This window comes from Serratia sp. SA088 (assembly GCF_049065515.1).
Lineage (GTDB): Bacteria > Pseudomonadota > Gammaproteobacteria > Enterobacterales > Enterobacteriaceae > Serratia > Serratia nematodiphila.
Map to the genome: position 1 here is coordinate 1 of NZ_JBAKGW010000016.1, position 18,635 is coordinate 18,635.

17 protein-coding genes and 2 tRNA genes are annotated in these 18,635 nt (G+C 59.9%); 14 read left to right on the top strand and 5 right to left on the bottom strand.

Annotation, left to right across the window (positions count from 1 at the left end):
- Positions 1-68 precede the first annotated feature (68 nt).
- Positions 69-145 (top strand) — tRNA-Asp (locus ACOWVD_RS24680).
- 51 nt (positions 146-196) lie between these two features.
- Positions 197-272 (top strand) — tRNA-Trp (locus tag ACOWVD_RS24685).
- 268 nt (positions 273-540) lie between these two features.
- On the opposite strand, the gene hdfR is transcribed toward ACOWVD_RS24685, so the two are convergent.
- Positions 541-1,368, bottom strand: a complete 828-nt coding sequence (gene hdfR, locus ACOWVD_RS24690; RefSeq protein ID WP_028128092.1) for an HTH-type transcriptional regulator HdfR — start codon at positions 1,366-1,368, stop codon at positions 541-543.
- A gap of 119 nt (positions 1,369-1,487) precedes the next feature.
- On the opposite strand from hdfR, the gene ACOWVD_RS24695 reads away from it, so the two are divergent.
- Positions 1,488-1,826: a DUF413 domain-containing protein gene (locus ACOWVD_RS24695; protein WP_004929946.1), complete on the top strand. Its 339-nt coding sequence runs from the start codon at positions 1,488-1,490 to the stop codon at positions 1,824-1,826.
- A gap of 27 nt (positions 1,827-1,853) precedes the next feature.
- Here the strand turns inward: ACOWVD_RS24695 and ACOWVD_RS24700 are convergent, their stop codons facing one another.
- A complete protein-coding gene (locus ACOWVD_RS24700; protein ID WP_049241639.1) occupies positions 1,854-3,377 on the bottom strand; it encodes a YifB family Mg chelatase-like AAA ATPase in 1,524 nt (507 codons plus the stop codon).
- A gap of 341 nt (positions 3,378-3,718) precedes the next feature.
- On the opposite strand from ACOWVD_RS24700, the gene ACOWVD_RS24705 reads away from it, so the two are divergent.
- The 10 genes from ACOWVD_RS24705 to ACOWVD_RS24750 all read left to right on the top strand — a co-directional run bounded on the left by ACOWVD_RS24705 (position 3,719) and on the right by ACOWVD_RS24750 (position 14,093).
- On the top strand, positions 3,719-4,951 hold the full coding sequence (locus ACOWVD_RS24705) for an MFS transporter (protein WP_004929950.1): 1,233 nt from the start codon (positions 3,719-3,721) through the stop codon (positions 4,949-4,951).
- Positions 4,952-5,084: 133 nt separating this feature from the next.
- Positions 5,085-5,183 carry an ilv operon leader peptide gene (ilvL, locus tag ACOWVD_RS24710; RefSeq protein WP_013814970.1) on the top strand — a complete coding sequence of 33 codons (99 nt, stop codon included), beginning with the start codon at positions 5,085-5,087 and terminating at the stop codon, positions 5,181-5,183.
- A 142-nt stretch (positions 5,184-5,325) separates the two neighbouring features.
- Positions 5,326-6,972: an acetolactate synthase 2 catalytic subunit gene (gene ilvG / locus ACOWVD_RS24715; protein ID WP_044031926.1), complete on the top strand. Its 1,647-nt coding sequence runs from the start codon at positions 5,326-5,328 to the stop codon at positions 6,970-6,972.
- Positions 6,969-7,226: an acetolactate synthase 2 small subunit gene (ilvM, locus tag ACOWVD_RS24720; RefSeq protein WP_004929955.1), complete on the top strand. Its 258-nt coding sequence runs from the start codon at positions 6,969-6,971 to the stop codon at positions 7,224-7,226. Before ilvG ends, ilvM begins: the two co-directional genes overlap by 4 nt.
- 23 nt (positions 7,227-7,249) lie before the next feature.
- On the top strand, positions 7,250-8,176 hold the full coding sequence (locus ACOWVD_RS24725) for a branched-chain amino acid transaminase (protein WP_421105923.1): 927 nt from the start codon (positions 7,250-7,252) through the stop codon (positions 8,174-8,176).
- 107 nt (positions 8,177-8,283) lie between these two features.
- Positions 8,284-10,134: a dihydroxy-acid dehydratase gene (gene ilvD / locus ACOWVD_RS24730; protein WP_166445489.1), complete on the top strand. Its 1,851-nt coding sequence runs from the start codon at positions 8,284-8,286 to the stop codon at positions 10,132-10,134.
- A 5-nt stretch (positions 10,135-10,139) separates the two neighbouring features.
- Positions 10,140-11,684 (top strand): threonine ammonia-lyase, biosynthetic, encoded by a 1,545-nt coding sequence (ilvA, locus tag ACOWVD_RS24735; RefSeq protein ID WP_016930473.1) that lies wholly within the window; start codon positions 10,140-10,142, stop codon positions 11,682-11,684.
- A gap of 112 nt (positions 11,685-11,796) precedes the next feature.
- Positions 11,797-12,792, top strand: coding sequence for a hypothetical protein (locus tag ACOWVD_RS24740; protein WP_004929965.1), 996 nt, complete (start codon positions 11,797-11,799; stop codon positions 12,790-12,792).
- Positions 12,792-13,370, top strand: coding sequence for a hypothetical protein (locus tag ACOWVD_RS24745; RefSeq protein WP_049241650.1), 579 nt, complete (start codon positions 12,792-12,794; stop codon positions 13,368-13,370). The genes ACOWVD_RS24740 and ACOWVD_RS24745 overlap by 1 nt, the downstream gene beginning before the upstream one ends.
- Positions 13,371-13,391: 21 nt before the next feature.
- Entirely contained in the window at positions 13,392-14,093 is a 702-nt protein-coding gene (locus ACOWVD_RS24750) for a DUF2461 domain-containing protein (protein WP_004929969.1), read from the top strand.
- Positions 14,094-14,101: 8 nt separating this feature from the next.
- Here the strand turns inward: ACOWVD_RS24750 and ilvY are convergent, their stop codons facing one another.
- A complete protein-coding gene (ilvY, locus tag ACOWVD_RS24755; protein WP_004929971.1) occupies positions 14,102-14,992 on the bottom strand; it encodes an HTH-type transcriptional activator IlvY in 891 nt (296 codons plus the stop codon).
- Between the two features lie 168 nt (positions 14,993-15,160).
- Here ilvY and ilvC point away from each other — a divergent pair, with 168 nt between their 5' ends.
- Positions 15,161-16,636, top strand: coding sequence for a ketol-acid reductoisomerase (gene ilvC, locus ACOWVD_RS24760; protein WP_049241652.1), 1,476 nt, complete (start codon positions 15,161-15,163; stop codon positions 16,634-16,636).
- A gap of 46 nt (positions 16,637-16,682) precedes the next feature.
- Here ilvC and ACOWVD_RS24765 read toward each other — a convergent pair whose 3' ends face one another.
- Both ACOWVD_RS24765 and ACOWVD_RS24770 read right to left on the bottom strand, forming a co-directional pair.
- Positions 16,683-17,384 carry a LuxR family transcriptional regulator gene (locus tag ACOWVD_RS24765; protein WP_197800792.1) on the bottom strand — a complete coding sequence of 234 codons (702 nt, stop codon included), beginning with the start codon at positions 17,382-17,384 and terminating at the stop codon, positions 16,683-16,685.
- Between the two features lie 244 nt (positions 17,385-17,628).
- Entirely contained in the window at positions 17,629-18,561 is a 933-nt protein-coding gene (locus tag ACOWVD_RS24770; protein ID WP_049241657.1) for a sugar kinase, read from the bottom strand.
- Positions 18,562-18,635: the final 74 nt, after the last annotated feature.

Sequence of the window (18,635 nt, forward strand, 5' to 3'; positions counted from 1 at the left end):
ACTGGTAATGCGCAAGTCGCAGAGCGCGATATTGCCGGTATCGAAAGATACAACGTAAAAGAATCGGTGGAGCGGTAGTTCAGTTGGTTAGAATACCTGCCTGTCACGCAGGGGGTCGCGGGTTCGAGCCCCGTCCGTTCCGCCACTTATTTAATTATGCCTGCTTTATTAGCAGGCATAATGTTAAGCGAGATTTAGGGGCGTAGCTCAGTTGGTAGAGCACCGGTCTCCAAAACCGGGTGTCGCGAGTTCGAGTCTCTCCGCCCCTGCCATATTAAGAACCCTTTGCGAAAGCAAAGGGTTTTTTTTACCTATTATCCCTTTCCTTAGCGCGTTATCGTTTTGGAAAAGAGCGCATCGGCTGTTCTATGCTGATGTTTATCTGATCCGAATTGCTCCATAACCTTTCGATCTTTACCTCCGCAGAGCTCCTGATTCTCCCGACATTTTGCATTTTCTTCTCTCAGAAGGCGATGGGCGGCTTTTGGCATGATAGACAGCCAAGACCACGGTGGCGGCTTTTAAGGCCGCCATAGCGCTTTAGGCTGCGGTATTTAAAGGTATTTTAAGTAATTGTCGAATCAAAGGCTGTTGATCGCTGTTTTGCAACCAGACGGCATACAGTGGGCGGATAATCGGCGGGATCTCGGTGGCGGCCACCAGCTGTGGGTACTCTTTTTCCCAATGGCTGGGCAGGAAAGCGCATCCGCCCGTGGTTTCCAACAGCTGACGCGTCAGGTGAGCGGAGGTGGTGGTAAGCACCGGTACGTTATCACCTTCCAACATGCGGTTTTCCTGTTGGTGGAAGTCGGCTCCCCATTCCAGCTTGATGTAGGGCATTGGGGCCTGTTTGTCACGGTAAGCGGATGAGAACAGGCGTAATGAGAAATTGCTCAGCTGCTGGCTGGCCAATTCATCCATCTTCGGCGGTTCAGTGGTGATCAGTAAATCGAGCTGCCTTTCATGCAGTTGTTTTACCAAAGAGTGCCTTAATGCCACCCTGGCTTCTAGCTGCAGCGCCTCGCGTTGTTGATAGAGTGCTTGCAACCAGGGAGTCAGATAGGCCTCCCACAACGAAGCGGTAGCGCCGATCGATAACTCGGTGTGTTGCAGCGAACGCACGACTTCCTTCTTCGCCAACTGCCAGGTGTTCATCAGGCTCTCGGCATAGGGCAGAAGCCGCTCGCCGGCAGGCGTCAGGCGGATGTTATTGCGATGACGGGTAAATAAATTTGCGCCCAACTGGTTTTCTAACTGACGGATGCGGAAACTGACCGCGGACTGCGTTAAGTACAAAGATTCTGCGGCTCTGCCAAAGTGACGCGTTCTACTGACCTCCAAAAAGGTTTTCAGTAATTCGGTATCCACACCTATCTCCAAAAAAATTTGTCGTTAAGATTTAAATGTTTTGTTTTACACGCTGTCAAGCCTATCTAATACTCCGCGCCATAAACAGCACGGCCATAAGAGAATTAGGAGCGTGTCAGATGGCGGATAGCTTCACCACGACCAATCGTTTTTTTGATAATAAACATTACCCTCGCGGGTTCTCCCGTCACGGCGATTTCACCATTAAAGAGGCGCAATTGCTAGAGCGCTTCGGCTACGCGTTTAACGAGTTGGACTCGGGCAAACGCCAGCCGGCCACTGAAGAAGAACAGCTGTTCGTCGCAGTGTGCCGCGGTGAGCGCGAAGCGGCTACCGAGCAGGAAAAAGTATGGGCTAAATATCTGGCGCGCACACGTCGCCCGAAGAAATTCCATACTCTGTCCGGCGGTAAACCGCAGGCTGACGCAGTAGAAGATTACAGCGACAGCGAAGACTAAAGACGATGGGGCCTGCGGGCCCCATTTTCATTCCAGACTGCGATGCAGTTGTAACAGCAGACGGTCCATACTGCGATAGCCCAGTGCTTCGCTGAGGTGGTGCCTGTCGAGTTCAGCATCTCCCGCCAAATCCGCCAGCGTGCGCGCCACTTTCAAGATGCGCTGCCAGGCGCGAACCGATAACCCCAGCGTGTTTAATGTTGCTTCCAAAAACTCGGCGTCAGCCGCCTGTAAAACGCAATCTCGTTCCACTTCGCGGTTGCTCAACAACGCGTTGACTTTACCGGCGCGTTCGAGCTGCCGGGCGCGTGCCTGCTGCACCCTTTTCCGTACTTGTTCGCTGCTTTCTCCCTGGGTTTTCCGATGACTGAGCGTACCCGGCGGCAACAACGGTACTTCTATAGACAGATCGAAACGGTCGAGAAAAGGCCCTGACAGCCGGGCCAGATAGCGCAACACCTGCTGCGGTGAGGCGCGATTGTGCAATCCCTGATAATGCCCTGTCGGGCTGGGGTTCATTGCCGCGATCAGTTGCACCCTGGCGGGGAAACAGACCTTGGCGTTGGCACGTGAAATCACGATCTCGCCGGATTCCAACGGCTCACGCAGCGCATCCAGTACCTTACGCTCGAATTCCGGCAGTTCATCCAGAAACAGCACGCCGTTATGCGCCATCGAGATCTCACCCGGTCGCGGCAGTGAGCCGCCGCCGACCAATGCCGCCATCGAGGCGCTGTGGTGCGGTGCGCGGAACGGCCTCTGACGCCATGGTAGAGCGGCGGGAATATGATGCTGCAAGCTGGCGACCGCCAGGCTTTCCAGCGCCTCAGTCTCCGTCAGCGGCGGCAGTAAGCCCGTGAGACGGCTGGCCAGCATGGTTTTACCGGTGCCCGGTGGCCCAATCAACAGTAGGTTATGCCCGCCGGCGGCGGCGATCTCTAATGCCCGCTTGGCCTGTTCCTGGCCGATGATGTCGCGCAGGTCGTCGTTTTCGCACGCGCTGTCTGCATCGGGGGGCGTGGCCGCCACCGGCAGTTCGCCTTGGCCGAGCAGAAAAGCGCAGACTTCCAGCAGGTGTTGGGCGGTATGAGAGTGTGACTGCGCGATCAGGCCGACTTCGGCGGCGTTGTCCGTCGACAGGATCAATTGTCGCCCGGCATCAGCCGCCGCCAGCGCCGCCGGGATGGCACCTCTGACCGCGCGCAGTGAGCCGGACAGCGCGAGCTCGCCAAGAAACTCGTAGCGTGCCAACGGTGCGAGGGGTAACTGCTCGGAGGCGGCGAGGATCGCCAGCGCTATCGGCAGATCGTAACGCCCGCCTTCTTTCGGCAGATCGGCAGGGGCCAAATTGACGGTGATGCGCCGGGCGGGAAAGGTGAAACCGTTGTTGATCAGGGCGCTGCGCACCCGATCGCGCGCCTCTTTTACCGTGGTTTCCGGCAGGCCGACCAGCGTCAGGCCGGGCAGGCCATTGCTGATATGCACCTCCACCGTCACGGAAGGGGCCTGAACGCCGATGATGGCGCGGCTATAGATTAACGCCAGTGACATATCGCTCTCCTTGCTGAGGACGACATGATGCGTGATTCATTCTGGCATTGCGCGGCGTTATTGGTGGTTTTTCTAGGGGTTTCGCAGCGTAATTGCTCATTTTCATCGAAGTAAATGAGATTGTGCGAGCCGCCTCGCATCCTGCGGCAATACCCATTAACAATTCGCTGAAGGCTGCAACACATTAGCGGCCCATACACATTGCAATCATAGGGTTAACGGGTGTATTTAACAATTGATTAAAAGAAAAATCACTTCTTTAACAAGCCCCGACCGCCGCCGCATTCTGCCCGGCAGCCGCTAAACCTCCTGACTTCGTACTCTACGGTAGGGATAACACTATGTTTGGTTGGACCCCGCTGCAACGCAACGCGGCAATCGCCAGCTTTTCAAGCTGGACGCTCGACGCTTTCGATTTTTTCGTGCTGGTATTCTTACTCAGCGACATCGCGCAGTCCTTTCACGTCGGTCTGGAACAGGTCACGTTGGCGATTCTGCTCACGCTGGCGGTGCGCCCGATTGGCGCGCTGATCTTCGGGCGTGCGGCGGAAAAATATGGCCGCAAGCCGATCCTGATGTTGAATATCGTCTTTTTCTCGGTGTTTGAGTTGCTCTCTGCCGCCGCGCCCTCGCTGACGGTCTTCTTGCTGTTGCGGGTGTTGTACGGTGTTGCGATGGGCGGCATTTGGGGCGTGGCGTCATCGTTGGCGATGGAAACCATACCGGACCGCTCACGCGGCCTGATGTCGGGTATTTTCCAGGCCGGCTATCCGTTTGGTTATCTGCTGGCGGCGGTGGTGTACGGCCTGCTGTTCGAAACGGTCGGCTGGCGCGGCATGTTCGTCATCGGCGCGGCGCCGATCCTGCTGCTGCCGTTTATTTATTATTGCGTGCAGGAGTCGCCGGTATGGCTGGCGGCGCGTGAACGCAAAGAGAGCACCGCCTTGCTGCCGGTGTTGAAGAGCCACTGGAAGCTGTGCTGCTATCTGGTGCTGCTGATGGCGGCGTTCAATTTCTTCTCCCACGGTACGCAGGATCTGTATCCGGTGTTTCTGAAAGTTCAGCACGGTTTCGACCCTAAAACCGTCAGTATCATCGCCATTAGCTACAATATCGCGTCAATTATCGGCGGTGTTTTCTTCGGTTCGTTGTCAGAAAAGATCGGCCGCAAAAAAGCGATCATCATTGCCGCGCTGTTGGCGCTGCCGGTGATCCCGCTGTGGGCGTTTTCCAGCGGTTCGCTGATGTTGGGGATCGGCGCTTTCCTGATGCAGTTCATGGTGCAGGGCGCCTGGGGCGTGGTGCCGACCTATCTGACCGAGCTGGTGCCGGCCAACACCCGCGCGGTGCTGCCGGGGTTCGTATACCAGCTGGGTAACCTGATCGCCTCGGTCAACGCCACGCTGCAAGCCACCATCGCCGAGCATCATGGGCATAATTACGGTCTGGCGATGGCGATCGTCGCCGGTACGGTGGCGGTGGCGATCGCCCTGTTGGTGTTCTTCGGCAAGGATACGCGCGGCAAGGCGATCACCGACGCGGTAGAAAATCCGGGTATGCGCGCCAACGTGTGAAAGAGGGGCGATTCGCGTGAGGTATGACCAGATTGCGCCGAATAATAACGCAAAAAAAGTGTTGTCATGTCGCGCGCGGCTGTGGTACCTCTGTAAGCATGAGTTCTGAATGAGCACAGTGAACAAACCCATTATGAAAGCCTTTGCCCAAGTGATTAGCCTAGTCGTGATTAGCGTGGTGGTGATTATTATCCCACCGTGCGGGGCTGCACTTGGACGAAGAAAGGCTTAGCAAACAAGCCGGAATCGCAAGAGAACCCCCGCACCGTCAGGTCCGGGGGTTTTTTATTGGCAAGAGAAAAGTGGAGCAAGGGGCAGAGCATGAAAAACAGAACAAAATCCTGCAGTTGTCGAAGAAAGGCGGGGAAATAACTATGAATGGCGCTCAGTGGGTAGTTCAAGCGTTGCGTGCGCAGGGTGTGGATACCGTATTCGGCTATCCGGGCGGGGCAATCATGCCGGTGTACGATGCGTTGTATGACGGCGGCGTGGAACACCTGCTGTGCCGCCATGAACAGGGCGCCGCCATGGCCGCCATCGGCTACGCCCGCGCCACCGGCAAAGTCGGCGTTTGCATCGCCACTTCCGGCCCCGGCGCCACCAACCTGATCACTGGCCTGGCTGATGCGCTGCTCGATTCTGTTCCCGTTGTCGCCATCACCGGCCAGGTGGGTTCCGCGCTGATCGGCACCGATGCCTTTCAGGAGATCGATGTTCTCGGCCTGTCTCTGGCCTGCACCAAGCACAGCTTCCTGGTGGAGTCGCTGGACGCCTTGCCGGGCATCATGGCGGAAGCTTTTGCCATCGCCGCAGGCGGCCGTCCCGGCCCGGTGCTGATCGATATCCCGAAAGACATCCAGCTGGCGCAGGGGGACTTGCACCCGCATCTGATGCCGGTTGACGAAGCGCCGGCGTTCCCGGCGGCGGCGTTGGCCGAGGCGGCCGCGCTGCTGGCGCAGGCGCACAAACCGATGCTGTACGTCGGCGGCGGCGTGGGCATGGCGCAGGCGGTGCCGGCGCTGCGTGAATTTATCGCCGTGACCCGCATGCCGAACGTCGCCACCCTGAAGGGGCTGGGCGCGCCGGATGCGCAAGATCCGCTGTACCTCGGCATGCTGGGCATGCATGGCGCCAAGGCCGCCAACCTGGCGGTGCAGGAGTGCGATCTGCTGATCGCCGTCGGCGCGCGTTTCGATGATCGCGTGACCGGCAAACTGAACGCCTTCGCGCCGCACGCCAAAGTGATCCACATGGATATCGACCCGGCGGAAATGAGCAAGCTGCGCCAGGCGCATGTGGCCCTGCAGGGTGATTTGAAAACGTTGCTGCCGGCGTTGCAGCGCCCGCTCGACATCGCCGCCTGGCAGCAGCAGGTGACGGCGCTGAAAGCCGAGCACGCCTGCCGCTATGATCACCCTGGCCAGCCGATCTACGCGCCGCTGTTCTTGCGCCAGCTGTCTGACCGCAAGCCTGCCAACAGCGTGGTGACCACCGACGTCGGTCAGCACCAGATGTGGAGCGCGCAGCACATGACGTTCGAGCGTCCGGAGAATTTCATCACCTCCAGCGGCCTCGGCACCATGGGATTCGGCGTGCCGGCCGCGGTAGGCGCTCAGATTGCCCGCCCGCAAGATACGGTGATCTGCGTCTCGGGCGATGGCTCCTTCATGATGAACGTGCAGGAACTGGGCACCATCAAGCGCAAGCAGCTGCCGCTCAAAATCGTTCTGCTGGACAACCAGCGCCTCGGGATGGTGCGTCAATGGCAGCAGTTGTTCTTCGACGGCCGCTACAGCGAAACCAACCTGTCCGATAACCCCGACTTCCTGATGTTGGCCGCCGCCTTCGGCATTCCCGGCCAGCGCATCAGCAGCAAGGATCAGGTGGAGGGCGCCCTCGAGGCGCTGTTCAACACCGAAGGCCCTTATCTGCTGCAGGTCTCTATCGACGAACTCGAAAACGTCTGGCCGCTGGTGCCGCCGGGCGCCGGCAACGAAACCATGTTGGAGGAAATATCATGATGCAGCATCAACTCTCGATCCAGGCGCGTTTTCGCCCCGAAATGTTAGAGCGCGTATTGCGGGTCGTGCGTCATCGCGGCTTTCAGGTTTGTGCTATGAATATGGTTTCCCCGGCCAACGCCGACAGCATCAATATCGAATTGACCGTTGCCAGCCCGCGCCCGGTTGCCCTGTTGTCATCTCAATTAAGTAAACTGATGGACGTCTCCTGCGTCGAGATCCAGCAGCCAACATCACAACAAATACGCGCCTGAGGCGCCGAGAAGGATAAATAACAATGACAAAGAAAGCCGATTACATTTGGTTCAATGGTGAGATGGTTCCTTGGGTCGAGGCCAAAGTGCACGTGATGTCGCACGCGCTGCATTACGGCACGTCGGTATTTGAAGGCGTGCGCTGCTACGACTCGCACTTGGGGCCGGTGGTGTTCCGCCATCGCGAGCATATGCAGCGCCTGCATGACTCGGCGAAAATCTACCGCATGCCGGTTTCGCAAAGCGTCGACGAACTGATGGAAGCCTGCCGCGCCACGCTGCGCAAGAACAATCTGGTCAGCGCCTACATTCGCCCGCTGGTGTTCGTCGGTGATGTCGGCATGGGCGTCAACCCGCCGGCCGGTTATAAAACGGACGTGATTATCGCGGCGTTTCCTTGGGGCGCTTACCTGGGTGAAGAGGCGCTGGAGCAAGGCATCGATGCGATGGTCTCCTCCTGGCACCGCGCCGCGCCGAACACCATCCCGACCGCGGCCAAAGCCGGCGGCAACTATCTTTCCTCTCTGCTGGTGGGCAGCGAAGCGCGCCGCCACGGCTATCAGGAAGGCATCGCGCTCGACGTGCACGGCTACATTTCCGAAGGGGCGGGCGAGAACCTGTTCCAGGTGAAAGACGGCGTGATTTACACCCCGCCGTTCACCTCTTCGGCACTGCCGGGCATCACCCGCGACGCGATCATCAAGCTGGCGAAAGACATGGGCTTCGAGGTGCGCGAGCAGGTGCTGTCGCGCGAATCGCTGTACCTGGCCGACGAAGTGTTCATGTCCGGCACCGCGGCGGAGATCACGCCGGTGCGCAGCGTGGACGGCATTCAGGTCGGTATCGGTAAACGTGGCCCGGTGACCAAACAGATCCAACAGGCGTTCTTCGGCCTGTTCACCGGCAAGACCGAAGACAAGTACGGTTGGCTGGATCCGGTAAACCCGTAACGACAAGGCTCGCCGCGCAGCGTGGCGGACGACAAGACAGACAAGATAAGAAATATCCAGGCGGTTCGTTCGCCGCCTGCCATAAATACATTTGGAGTGAAAAGAGCATGCCTAAGTACCGTTCCGCCACCACCACCCACGGCCGCAATATGGCGGGTGCCCGCGCATTGTGGCGCGCGACCGGGATGACCGACGCCGATTTCGGCAAGCCGATCATCGCCGTGGTCAACTCCTTTACCCAGTTCGTGCCTGGTCATGTGCATCTGCGCGATCTGGGCAAACTGGTCGCCGAACAGATCGAAGCCTCCGGCGGCGTGGCCAAAGAGTTCAACACCATCGCGGTGGATGACGGCATCGCCATGGGCCACGGCGGCATGCTCTATTCCCTGCCATCGCGCGAGCTGATCGCCGACTCGGTCGAATACATGGTGAACGCCCACTGCGCCGATGCGATGGTGTGCATCTCCAACTGCGACAAGATCACCCCGGGCATGCTGATGGCGGCGTTGCGCCTGAACATTCCGGTGATCTTCGTCTCCGGCGGTCCGATGGAAGCCGGCAAGACCAAACTCTCCAACCAGATCATCAAGCTGGATCTGGTGGACGCGATGATCCAGGGCGCGAACCCGAACGTCAGCGACGCCGACAGCGAGCAGATCGAGCGTTCCGCCTGCCCGACCTGCGGCTCGTGCTCCGGCATGTTCACCGCCAACTCGATGAACTGCCTGACCGAAGCGCTGGGCCTGTCGCAGCCGGGCAACGGTTCGCTGCTGGCCACCCACGCCGATCGCAAAGAGCTGTTCCTCAACGCCGGCAAGCGCATCGTCGAGCTGACCAAACGCTATTACGAGCAGGACGACGAGAGCGCGCTGCCGCGCAATATCGCCAACAAGGCGGCATTTGAAAACGCCATGACGCTGGACATCGCCATGGGCGGCTCGACCAACACCGTGCTGCACCTGCTGGCTTCGGCGCAGGAAGGCGAGGTGGACTTCACCATGGAGGACATCGATCGCCTGTCGCGCAAAGTGCCGCACCTGTGCAAGGTGGCGCCGAGCACGCAGAAATATCACATGGAAGACGTGCACCGCGCCGGTGGCGTGATCGGCATCCTCGGCGAGCTGGATCGCGCCGGCTTGCTGAACCGCGAGGTGAACAACGTGCTGGGGCTGACCCTGCCGCAGACGCTGGAAGCCTACGACGTGATGCTGACCCGCGACGAAAGCGTCAAGAAAATGTACTCCGCCGGGCCGGCCGGTATCCGCACTACGCAGGCATTCTCTCAGGACTGCCGTTGGGATTCGCTGGACACCGACCGCAAGGAAGGCTGCATCCGCACCCGTGAGCACGCCTACAGCCAGGACGGCGGGTTGGCGGTGCTGTACGGCAACCTGGCGGAAAACGGCTGCATCGTCAAAACCGCCGGCGTGGATAAAGAAATCCTCACCTTCCGCGGCCCGGCCAAAGTCTATGAAAGCCAGGATGAGGCGGTAGACGCCATCCTCGGCGGCAAAGTGGTGGCGGGCGACGTGGTCGTTATCCGTTACGAAGGGCCGAAAGGCGGCCCGGGCATGCAGGAAATGCTTTATCCAACCACTTACCTGAAATCGATGGGGCTGGGCAAGTCGTGCGCGCTGATCACCGACGGGCGTTTCTCCGGCGGCACCTCCGGGTTGTCCATTGGCCACGCCTCGCCGGAGGCGGCCAGCGGCGGCCTGATCGCCCTGGTGCAGGACGGCGACATGATCGCAATCGACATTCCTCATCGCGGCATCCAGCTTGACGTCAGCGAGCAGGAGCTGGCGGCGCGGCATGAGGCGGAACTGGCGCGTGGCGACGCGGCCTGGACGCCGAAAAATCGTGAGCGTCAGGTGTCCTTCGCGCTGCGCGCGTACGCCTCGTTGGCCACCAGCGCCGATAAAGGCGCGGTGCGCGACAAGAGCAAACTGGGGGGATAAGCAGCATGGCGGTCTCTCAACCCCTACCCAGCGCCCCCTGCGGCGCGGAATATCTGCGAGCGGTACTGCGCTCGCCGGTTTACGAGGTGGCGCAAGTCACCCCGTTGCAGGCCATGAGCAAAATCTCTTCGCGCCTCGGCAACACCATTTTGGTGAAGCGCGAAGATCGCCAGCCGGTGCACAGCTTCAAGCTGCGTGGGGCCTATGCGATGATCGCCGGGCTGGACGAAGAGCAGAAGGCGCGCGGCGTCGTGACGGCTTCGGCCGGTAACCACGCGCAGGGCGTCGCCTTCTCCGGTAAACGGCTGGGCATCAAAACGCTGATCGTGATGCCGGTGTCCACTGCGGACATCAAAGTGGATGCGGTGCGCGGTTTCGGCGGCGAAGTGTTGCTGCACGGCGCCAATTTCGACGAGGCCAAGGCGAAGGCGATTGAACTTTCCCAACAGCAGGGCATGACCTTCGTGCCGCCGTTCGATCACCCGACGGTGATCGCCGGGCAGGGCACGCTGGCGATGGAGCTGCTGCAGCAAGACGCGCATCTGGATCGGGTTTTCGTGCCGGTCGGCGGCGGCGGCCTGGCCGCCGGGGTGGCGGTGCTGATCAAACAGCTGATGCCGCAGATCAAAGTGATCGGCGTCGAAGCGGAAGACTCCGCCTGTCTGCGCGCGGCGCTGGATGCCGGCCATCCGGTGGATCTGGCACGCGTCGGGCTGTTCGCCGAAGGCGTGGCGGTGAAGCGCATCGGCGACGAAACGTTCCGCCTGTGCCGTGAGTATCTGGACGACGTGATCACCGTGGACAGCGACGCTATCTGCGCGGCGGTCAAAGATCTGTTCGAGGACGTGCGCGCCATTGCCGAACCTTCCGGCGCGTTGGCGTTGGCGGGGCTGAAAAAGTACGTCCAGCAGCACAACATTCAGGGCGAGCGTCTGGCGCACGTGCTCTCGGGCGCCAACCTCAACTTCCATGGGCTGCGTTACGTTTCCGAGCGCTGCGAACTGGGCGAACAGCGCGAAGCGCTGCTGGCGGTAACCATTCCGGAACAGCAGGGCAGCTTCCTCAAGTTCTGCCAGCTGCTGGGCGGCCGCTCGGTGACCGAATTCAACTATCGCTACGCCGATGCCGACAACGCCTGCATTTTCGTCGGCGTGCGGCTGACGCGCGGCCACGCTGAACGGCGGGAGATCATCGACGAACTCAATGCCGGCGGTTATCAGGTGGTGGATCTGTCGGACGACGAGATGGCCAAGCTGCACGTGCGCTACATGGTGGGCGGGCGTCCGTCGAAGCCGCTGCGCGAACGGCTGTACAGCTTTGAGTTTCCGGAGTCGCCGGGCGCGCTGCTGAAGTTCCTGCAGACGCTGGGCACGCACTGGAATATCTCGCTGTTCCACTATCGCAGTCACGGCACCGACTTCGGCCGGGTGCTGGCGGCCTTTGAACTGGCGCAAAGCGAGCCGGAATTCGAGCGGCACCTGCAGGCGCTGGGCTACGATTGCCACGACGAAACCGACAACCCGGCGTTCCGCTTCTTTTTGCAGGGGTGAGTTGGATTGATAAGCAACCGTGACGCGTTAGTCAGTTTATGGGTTGCATGGTTGTGATTTTGTCGTGCATTTTTATACTGCCAAGACTTCTGACGTATAGGGATGCACGACAATGAAAACCGCTTTTTCTACGCCGTTCGGTTCTCCCGAAGACGATTTGACCAACGCCGAATTTGCCCGCCTGTTGGGCAATGCCGGGGTACAAGAATTCTATCGCGATATTAATCTGCAAGCCTTGCAGGACTCGCTGGACTGCAGCCTCGCGTTTCATGGCGTGGGAATTATTTTTTCCGACGGGCAAAACTCATTTTTAGTCCGCCCGACGCAGCACACCGGTTATTCGAACGCTTCGCAGGTCACCCACGTGGTCATCAGCAAAACGGTGGCTCATACCTCGCGCGTTGCCGCGACCAATACGCTGTCGGAAGCGTTGAGCAAACCCAGCGTCAGCAAAGAGTTGGCCTCGGCCGCGTTGTCGTGCGGAACGCTGCTGGTATCGGTATTTTTACTGGCGTCGGGCAGCGTCGCCGTGCCGTTCACCGGCGGCACCAGCTCTGCGGTGGCTTATCTGGGCTATGCCGGCATGGCCGCCAGCGCGCTGCAGTGCGGCAATGGGCTATACCGCGTCAACAAGCTTTATGACGGGAAAGGCGATGAATTGGCGCAGCTCGACTCTGAGCAGTGGTATATCGCCACCAGCACCGTACTCGATGTGATCTCGCTGGCCAGCGCGGGGGCCGCCCTGAAGGAAGCGACGATGACCTACCGCGCCATGCGCCGCATTTCGGCGCGCAAGGCGACGGAATGGCTGAAAAGCATGCCCCGCAGCGAAAGGAAACGGCTGACCGAAAACATCATTCGGGCGGAAAATCCGGGGATTTCCAATAACGTCTTGAAAGAAATGGTGAAGAACGGCTTATACCCGAAGCGTTACCCGACGGAAGCGATCCAAAACGGGCTGCGTCAGCAATTGCATTCGGCGCTCAATAACGCGTTGACGTTCGTGGGCAGCGGCATCAGCGGCACCCTGTCTGCGCCGGTGAATGTGAAAACCACCGGGCAGTATTTTGTGGGCATTATGCAGAAATTGCCGCAGATGGTGAGGTAATGGCGGACTGGATGATTAAACGCCTGATCGCGCAGGGCCGGGAGATGGAAAGCCAAATCGCGGCGCGCGATCGCGCGCTTTTCGCCGGCGTGGATGCGCAGCTTGAGCAGCATTTCCTGACGCCGGGTCAGCGGCTGTCACCGCCGGGCGTCGGCAATGTCATGTTGCTGATGGTATGCCTGACGCTGGGGCTGGCGGGCGTGATGGGCCTGGCCACGGACGTGGCGGCCGCCTGGAGCGGCAGGACTTCCGCCGCCGTTCTCATGGGCAGCGGCGCGATCGTGGCGGTGTGGATGACGCTGATCCTGTTCCAACTGGTGCAGGGGAAAAACAGCGGGGTGGTATTGCTGCAATACTATCTTGGCATGCTCGGTCTGTGTTGCCTTGGCGCTGCAGTAGCGTGGGCGACGGGCGTGACCGGCATCGCCACCGTTGCCATGTTGCTGGGGGGCGCGGTGGGTGGTGTGCTATTCAGCAATCGGGCGGCGTTCTACCTCTATGTCGCTTATTTTCGCACGCGTCGGCGCGTGTTTATCAAACGCCGTTGGCAGAGGGAAGATCTGCGCAACACCCGATAAATCGTCAGAACGGAAAAGCTTATGACGCAACCTTTCTCCGGCTTTAGTCAGCAGGGCCTGAATTTCCTGCAGCAGGTGCGGATCGAGAATGATAAGGCGTGGTTCGACGGCAACCGCGATATCTACGATCGCGAGCTGCTGGCGCCGTTTCGCGCGCTGGTGGAGCAGCTGGCTCCCGGCATGCTGGCGATCGATCCGCAGTTCGAGACTCGCCCGGCGATCGGCAAAACGCTGTCGCGCATTCATCGCGATACGCGCTTTTCTCATGATAAATCGCGCTACCGCAGCCGCATGTGGCTGACGTTCAAGCGCCCGAGCAAAGACTGGAAAGATGCGCCGGTGTATTTTTTTGAACTGGGGCCAGACATGTTGCGCTATGGGCTCGGCTACTACAGCGCCAACAAGCCGACCATGGATCTGTTCCGCCATACGCTGAGGCAGCGGCCGCAGCCTTTCCTTGAGGTGGCCGCCTGCTGCCGGCCGCCGTTCGAGCTGGTGGGCGAAAGCTACAAGCGCCCGCTGGTGAAGGAGCAGGCGGCGGAGATCGCCACCTGGTATAACCGCAAGTCGTTTGCGGTGATGGTGACCGACAGCGAAGTGGAAAAGCTGTTCAGCGCCGATCTGGCGCCGCGGCTGGCCGGGGCATTTTTGCAGCTTGAGCCGCTCTACCACTGGCTGATGCAGGTAGAGACGATGAAGCAGATCGATCCGGCGGATCTGTAAACCTCGCGTCAGCGGGGATGCAGCAACCGCCAAAAGGCGTCGATCAGCGGATCGCTGAGGCGCTTTTTCTGGACGCAAACTCCCAGCTCGAACGGTTCGACCATCGAGATGTTATCCAGCTGCGAGATGCGGTTGCGCACCGGTTCCGGGCTGTTATCCACCACCACGCTCGGGATCAGCGCGATGCCGCAGCCCAAAGCGACCATCGACACGATCGCTTCGTGGCCGCCGACGGTGGCGTAAATCAGCGGATTGCTGATGCGGTGGCGGCGGAACCACAGCTCGATGCGTTTTCGCGAAGGGCCGTGTTCCGGCAGGATGAACGGGATCTCGGCCCAGTCGGGTTTGTCGGCAAACGCCTGGCTGCGTACCGCGCAGGGCAGCGCCGGTGCGATCAGCACCAGCGGGATTTCACCGATTTTGGTGAACGCTACGCTGGCGGGCAGCGTTTCCGGCCGGCCGGCGATGCCGAGATCGGCCTCGTTGGACTGCACCTTGTCGACCGCGTCGGCGGCGTCGCCGGTGGTTAGCTTAATTTCTACCAGCGGGTGCTGCGCGCGGAAGCGATCGAGGATCGGCGGCAGGTGGCTGTACGCCGCGGTCACCGAGCAGAACAGCCGCAGTTCGCCGCTCAGCGAAGGGCCGTGCTGGCCGAGTGAGTGCTTCAGCTGCTGATATTGCAGCAGCGTTTGCTGGGCGAATTCTTTCAGCTGTTCGCCGGCGTCGGTGAGCTGCACGGTGCGGTTATCGCGCAGGAACAGCGGCTGCCCGAGGATCTCTTCCAGCCGCTGGATCTGGCGGGAGAGCGTCGACGGGCTGACGTGCATCGCCTTGGCGGTGCGCCCGAAGTGATGGCTTTCGGCCAGATGCAGGAACAGCTTTAAATCACGTAAATCCATATCGATACGCTCGCAGTGAGAGTGTTGCAAAAATTGCAATATCACGTTCTCAATATATCAATTTAAGCAACGCATTTCCTGTTATACATTGAGTTTAACGAATCTCCGCACAGACAGGGCGGGGAATGAAAATAACAATGCAAGACAACATCAAACCGGAGTACCACCATGGCTAACTATTTCAACACATTGAACCTGCGTCAGCAGCTGGCGCAATTGGGTAAATGCCGCTTTATGGCGCGCGACGAATTTGCTGACGAAGCCGGCTACCTGAAAGGTAAAAAAGTGGTGATTGTCGGCTGTGGCGCCCAGGGCCTGAACCAGGGGCTGAACATGCGTGACTCCGGCCTGGATGTCGCCTATGCCCTGCGCAAAGAAGCGATCGACGAAAAGCGCGCTTCCTGGCGCAAGGCGACCGAAAACGGCTTTAAGGTCGGCACCTACGAAGACCTGATCCCGCAGGCGGATCTGGTGGTTAACCTGACGCCGGACAAGCAGCACTCTTCCGTAGTGCGTGCGGTGCAGCCGCTGATGAAAGACGGCGCGGCGCTGGGGTATTCCCACGGCTTCAACATCGTTGAAGTGGGTGAGCAGGTGCGTAAAGACATCACCGTGGTGATGGTCGCGCCGAAATGCCCGGGCACCGAAGTGCGTGAAGAGTACAAGCGCGGCTTCGGCGTGCCGACCCTGATTGCGGTTCACCCGGAAAACGATCCGAAAGGCGAAGGCATGGCGATCGCCAAAGCCTGGGCGGCGGCGACCGGTGGCCACCGCGCCGGCGTGCTGGAGTCCTCCTTCGTCGCTGAAGTGAAATCTGACCTGATGGGTGAGCAGACCATTCTGTGCGGCATGCTGCAGGCGGGGTCTCTGCTGTGCTTCGACAAGCTGGTTGCTGAAGGCGCCGATCCGGCTTACGCCGAGAAACTGGTTCAGTTCGGCTGGGAAACCATCACCGAAGCGCTGAAGCAGGGTGGCATCACCCTGATGATGGATCGCCTGTCCAATCCAGCCAAGCTGCGTGCCTATGCGCTGTCCGAACAGCTGAAAACCATCATGGCGCCGCTGTTCCAGAAGCACATGGACGACATCATTTCCGGCGCCTTCTCCAGCGGCATGATGGCCGACTGGGCGGAAGACGACGTGAAACTGCTGACCTGGCGCGAAGAGACCGGCAAAACCGCGTTCGAGAATGCGCCGCAGTTTGAAGGCAAGATCAGCGAGCAGGAGTACTTCGATCATGGCGTGCTGATGGTGGCGATGGTGAAAGCGGGCGTTGAGCTGGCGTTCGAAACCATGGTCGATGCCGGCATCATTGAAGAGTCGGCTTACTACGAGTCGCTGCACGAGCTGCCGTTGATCGCTAACACCATTGCGCGTAAGCGTCTGTATGAAATGAACGTGGTCATCTCCGATACCGCGGAGTACGGCAACTACCTGTTCGCCAACGCAGCGGTGCCGTTGCTGAAGGACTTCATGACCACCCTGCAGGCGGGCGATTTGGGCAAAGCCGTGGCGGGTACGGCGGTGGACAACGCGCAGCTGCGCGACGTGAACGAAGCGGTGCGCAGCCACCCAATCGAAACCGTCGGCCGCAAACTGCGTGGCTACATGACCGACATGAAACGTATCGCCGTTGCGGGCTGATTTTCCGCAAGATAAAAAACAAAAGCCGGCAGCAATGCCGGCTTTTTTATGCCTGCGGTGGCGCGATCAGTTGCCGTTCAAGGCCGCGCCGGATCGCGTGTTTGGCGTTGGCGACCCCCAGCTTACGCACCGCATTGCCGATGTGAAACTTCACCGTGCCGGTTTTGATCCCCAGGATCAGCGCGATCTCGTTATAGGTTTTGCCTTGGCTGGCCCAATAGAGAATTTCCCCTTCGCGCGGCGAGAGCCGATCCTTTCGGCCAGCCTCGGCGCTGGCCAACGCAAACGCGTGCTGGTGGGTATCGACCAAGACCATCTGCAGGCTGGCCCTTTCTTCCTCCATTAGCTGCCGCAGTTCGGCGTCATCGGCCGCCGTCGCGCTGATCGACAAGATCGCCAGGTTGTTGTCGTGATCGTGCAAAACAAAGCTGCAACCGTGCACGATGTCGTACTCCCGCGCCTGGCTGAAGATCTTCCGGTAATGCCGATCCTCGGTGGTGAGGGCGGTGTCGTGCCACATAAAGGGCGCACAGCGTCTATGGGCGGCGCGCACGACGGGATCGATGTGCTGATAGCGATTGGCATTGTAGATGTCCAGCCATTCTTGCGGGTAGTTCGATACCAGCAGATGGCGATCGGGATGGTGTTTGTTGAAGGTCAGGTAAGCGTATTTGAATTGGCTGAAGGCCTGTAGCCGGCCGTCAAGATGCAGTCTTGCGGCGACGGCGTGGGCGAATGTGGCTGCCATCGGTAACCTCCCTGTCGTTCGGCGGCTCAACCCGACCTGCACCAAAGTCCAGCTAGTCAGTGCGGTGGATTGAAATTTATACTCGGCTAATAAATTCAAAAAGACGGCAATGCCAAGACCCGAGCTTAGCAGCTCTGGGCGGAAATAAGCCAACGCCAGGGAAATTCTTTCAATCATCCTCTGATCAATGCTTCTGGGATCCATTGCGTGGGCGGCGGGGGTGACTTCGCCGCCGCCTTATTGATTATGCGGGCATCGCCGCTGCGGGAATGATGGCGCCGCGATGTTGGATCACCGTCGCAGCAAGCTGGTGGCCGCGCTGCGCCGCCTGCTGGGCGCCGCCGCCGTTCAGGCGCACCGCCAGGTAGCCGGCGCTGAAAGAGTCGCCCGCCGCGGTGGTATCCACCACGCGCTCCGGCGGCAGCGCGATCGCCGGCACCTCAAGCCGCTCCCCCTCCACATTGAACACCAGACAGGCATCCGCGCCGCGTTTGATAACGATCTCGCCGACGCCGAGCGCCTGCGTGCGCGTCACTATCTGTTCAACCGGCTGCGTTCCCCACAGCAATTCTTCGTCATCCAGCGTCAAAAAGGCGATGTCGGTGCAGGCCAGCACCTCGCGGTAGGCCTGCTGCGTTTCCTCACGGCTTGGCCACAGGCGCGGGCGGTAGTTGTTGTCGAAGATCACCTTGCCGCCGTTGGCGCGACAGCGGCGCAGTAACGCCAGCAGCTTCGTGCGGTCGGCAGGCGCGAGGATCGCCAGGCTAATGCCGCTGAGGTACAGGTAATCGAACTGCGCCAGCCGCGCGCACAGTGCGTCGGCCTGCGGTCCGGCAAGCCAATAGCGGGCGGCGGCGTCATTGCGCCAATAGTAGAAAGTGCGTTCGCCGGCGGCGTCGGTTTCGATCACGTACAGGCCCGGCAGCTTGTTGTCGAATTGCTGAATCAACCCGGTCTCGATCTTCTCCTGCCGCCAGGCCTGCAGCATCTCGCCGCTGAAGCTGTCGGTGCCGAGCGCAGTGACGTAATGCACCTGCAACGTCTGTTTCGGCATTTGGCGGGCGAGGTAGACGGCGGTGTTGAGGGTATCGCCGCCAAAGCCGCGCGTCAGCTGTGCGCCCTGCTGCGACAGCTCGATCATGCATTCGCCGATCACGGCGAGGTTTCGGATAGTCATCGTCAATAAGCCCTGGCTAAAGAAGAAGCAACAGCCGTCAGTCTCCACGCAAGGCGGTAAGGGAGTCAATAAAT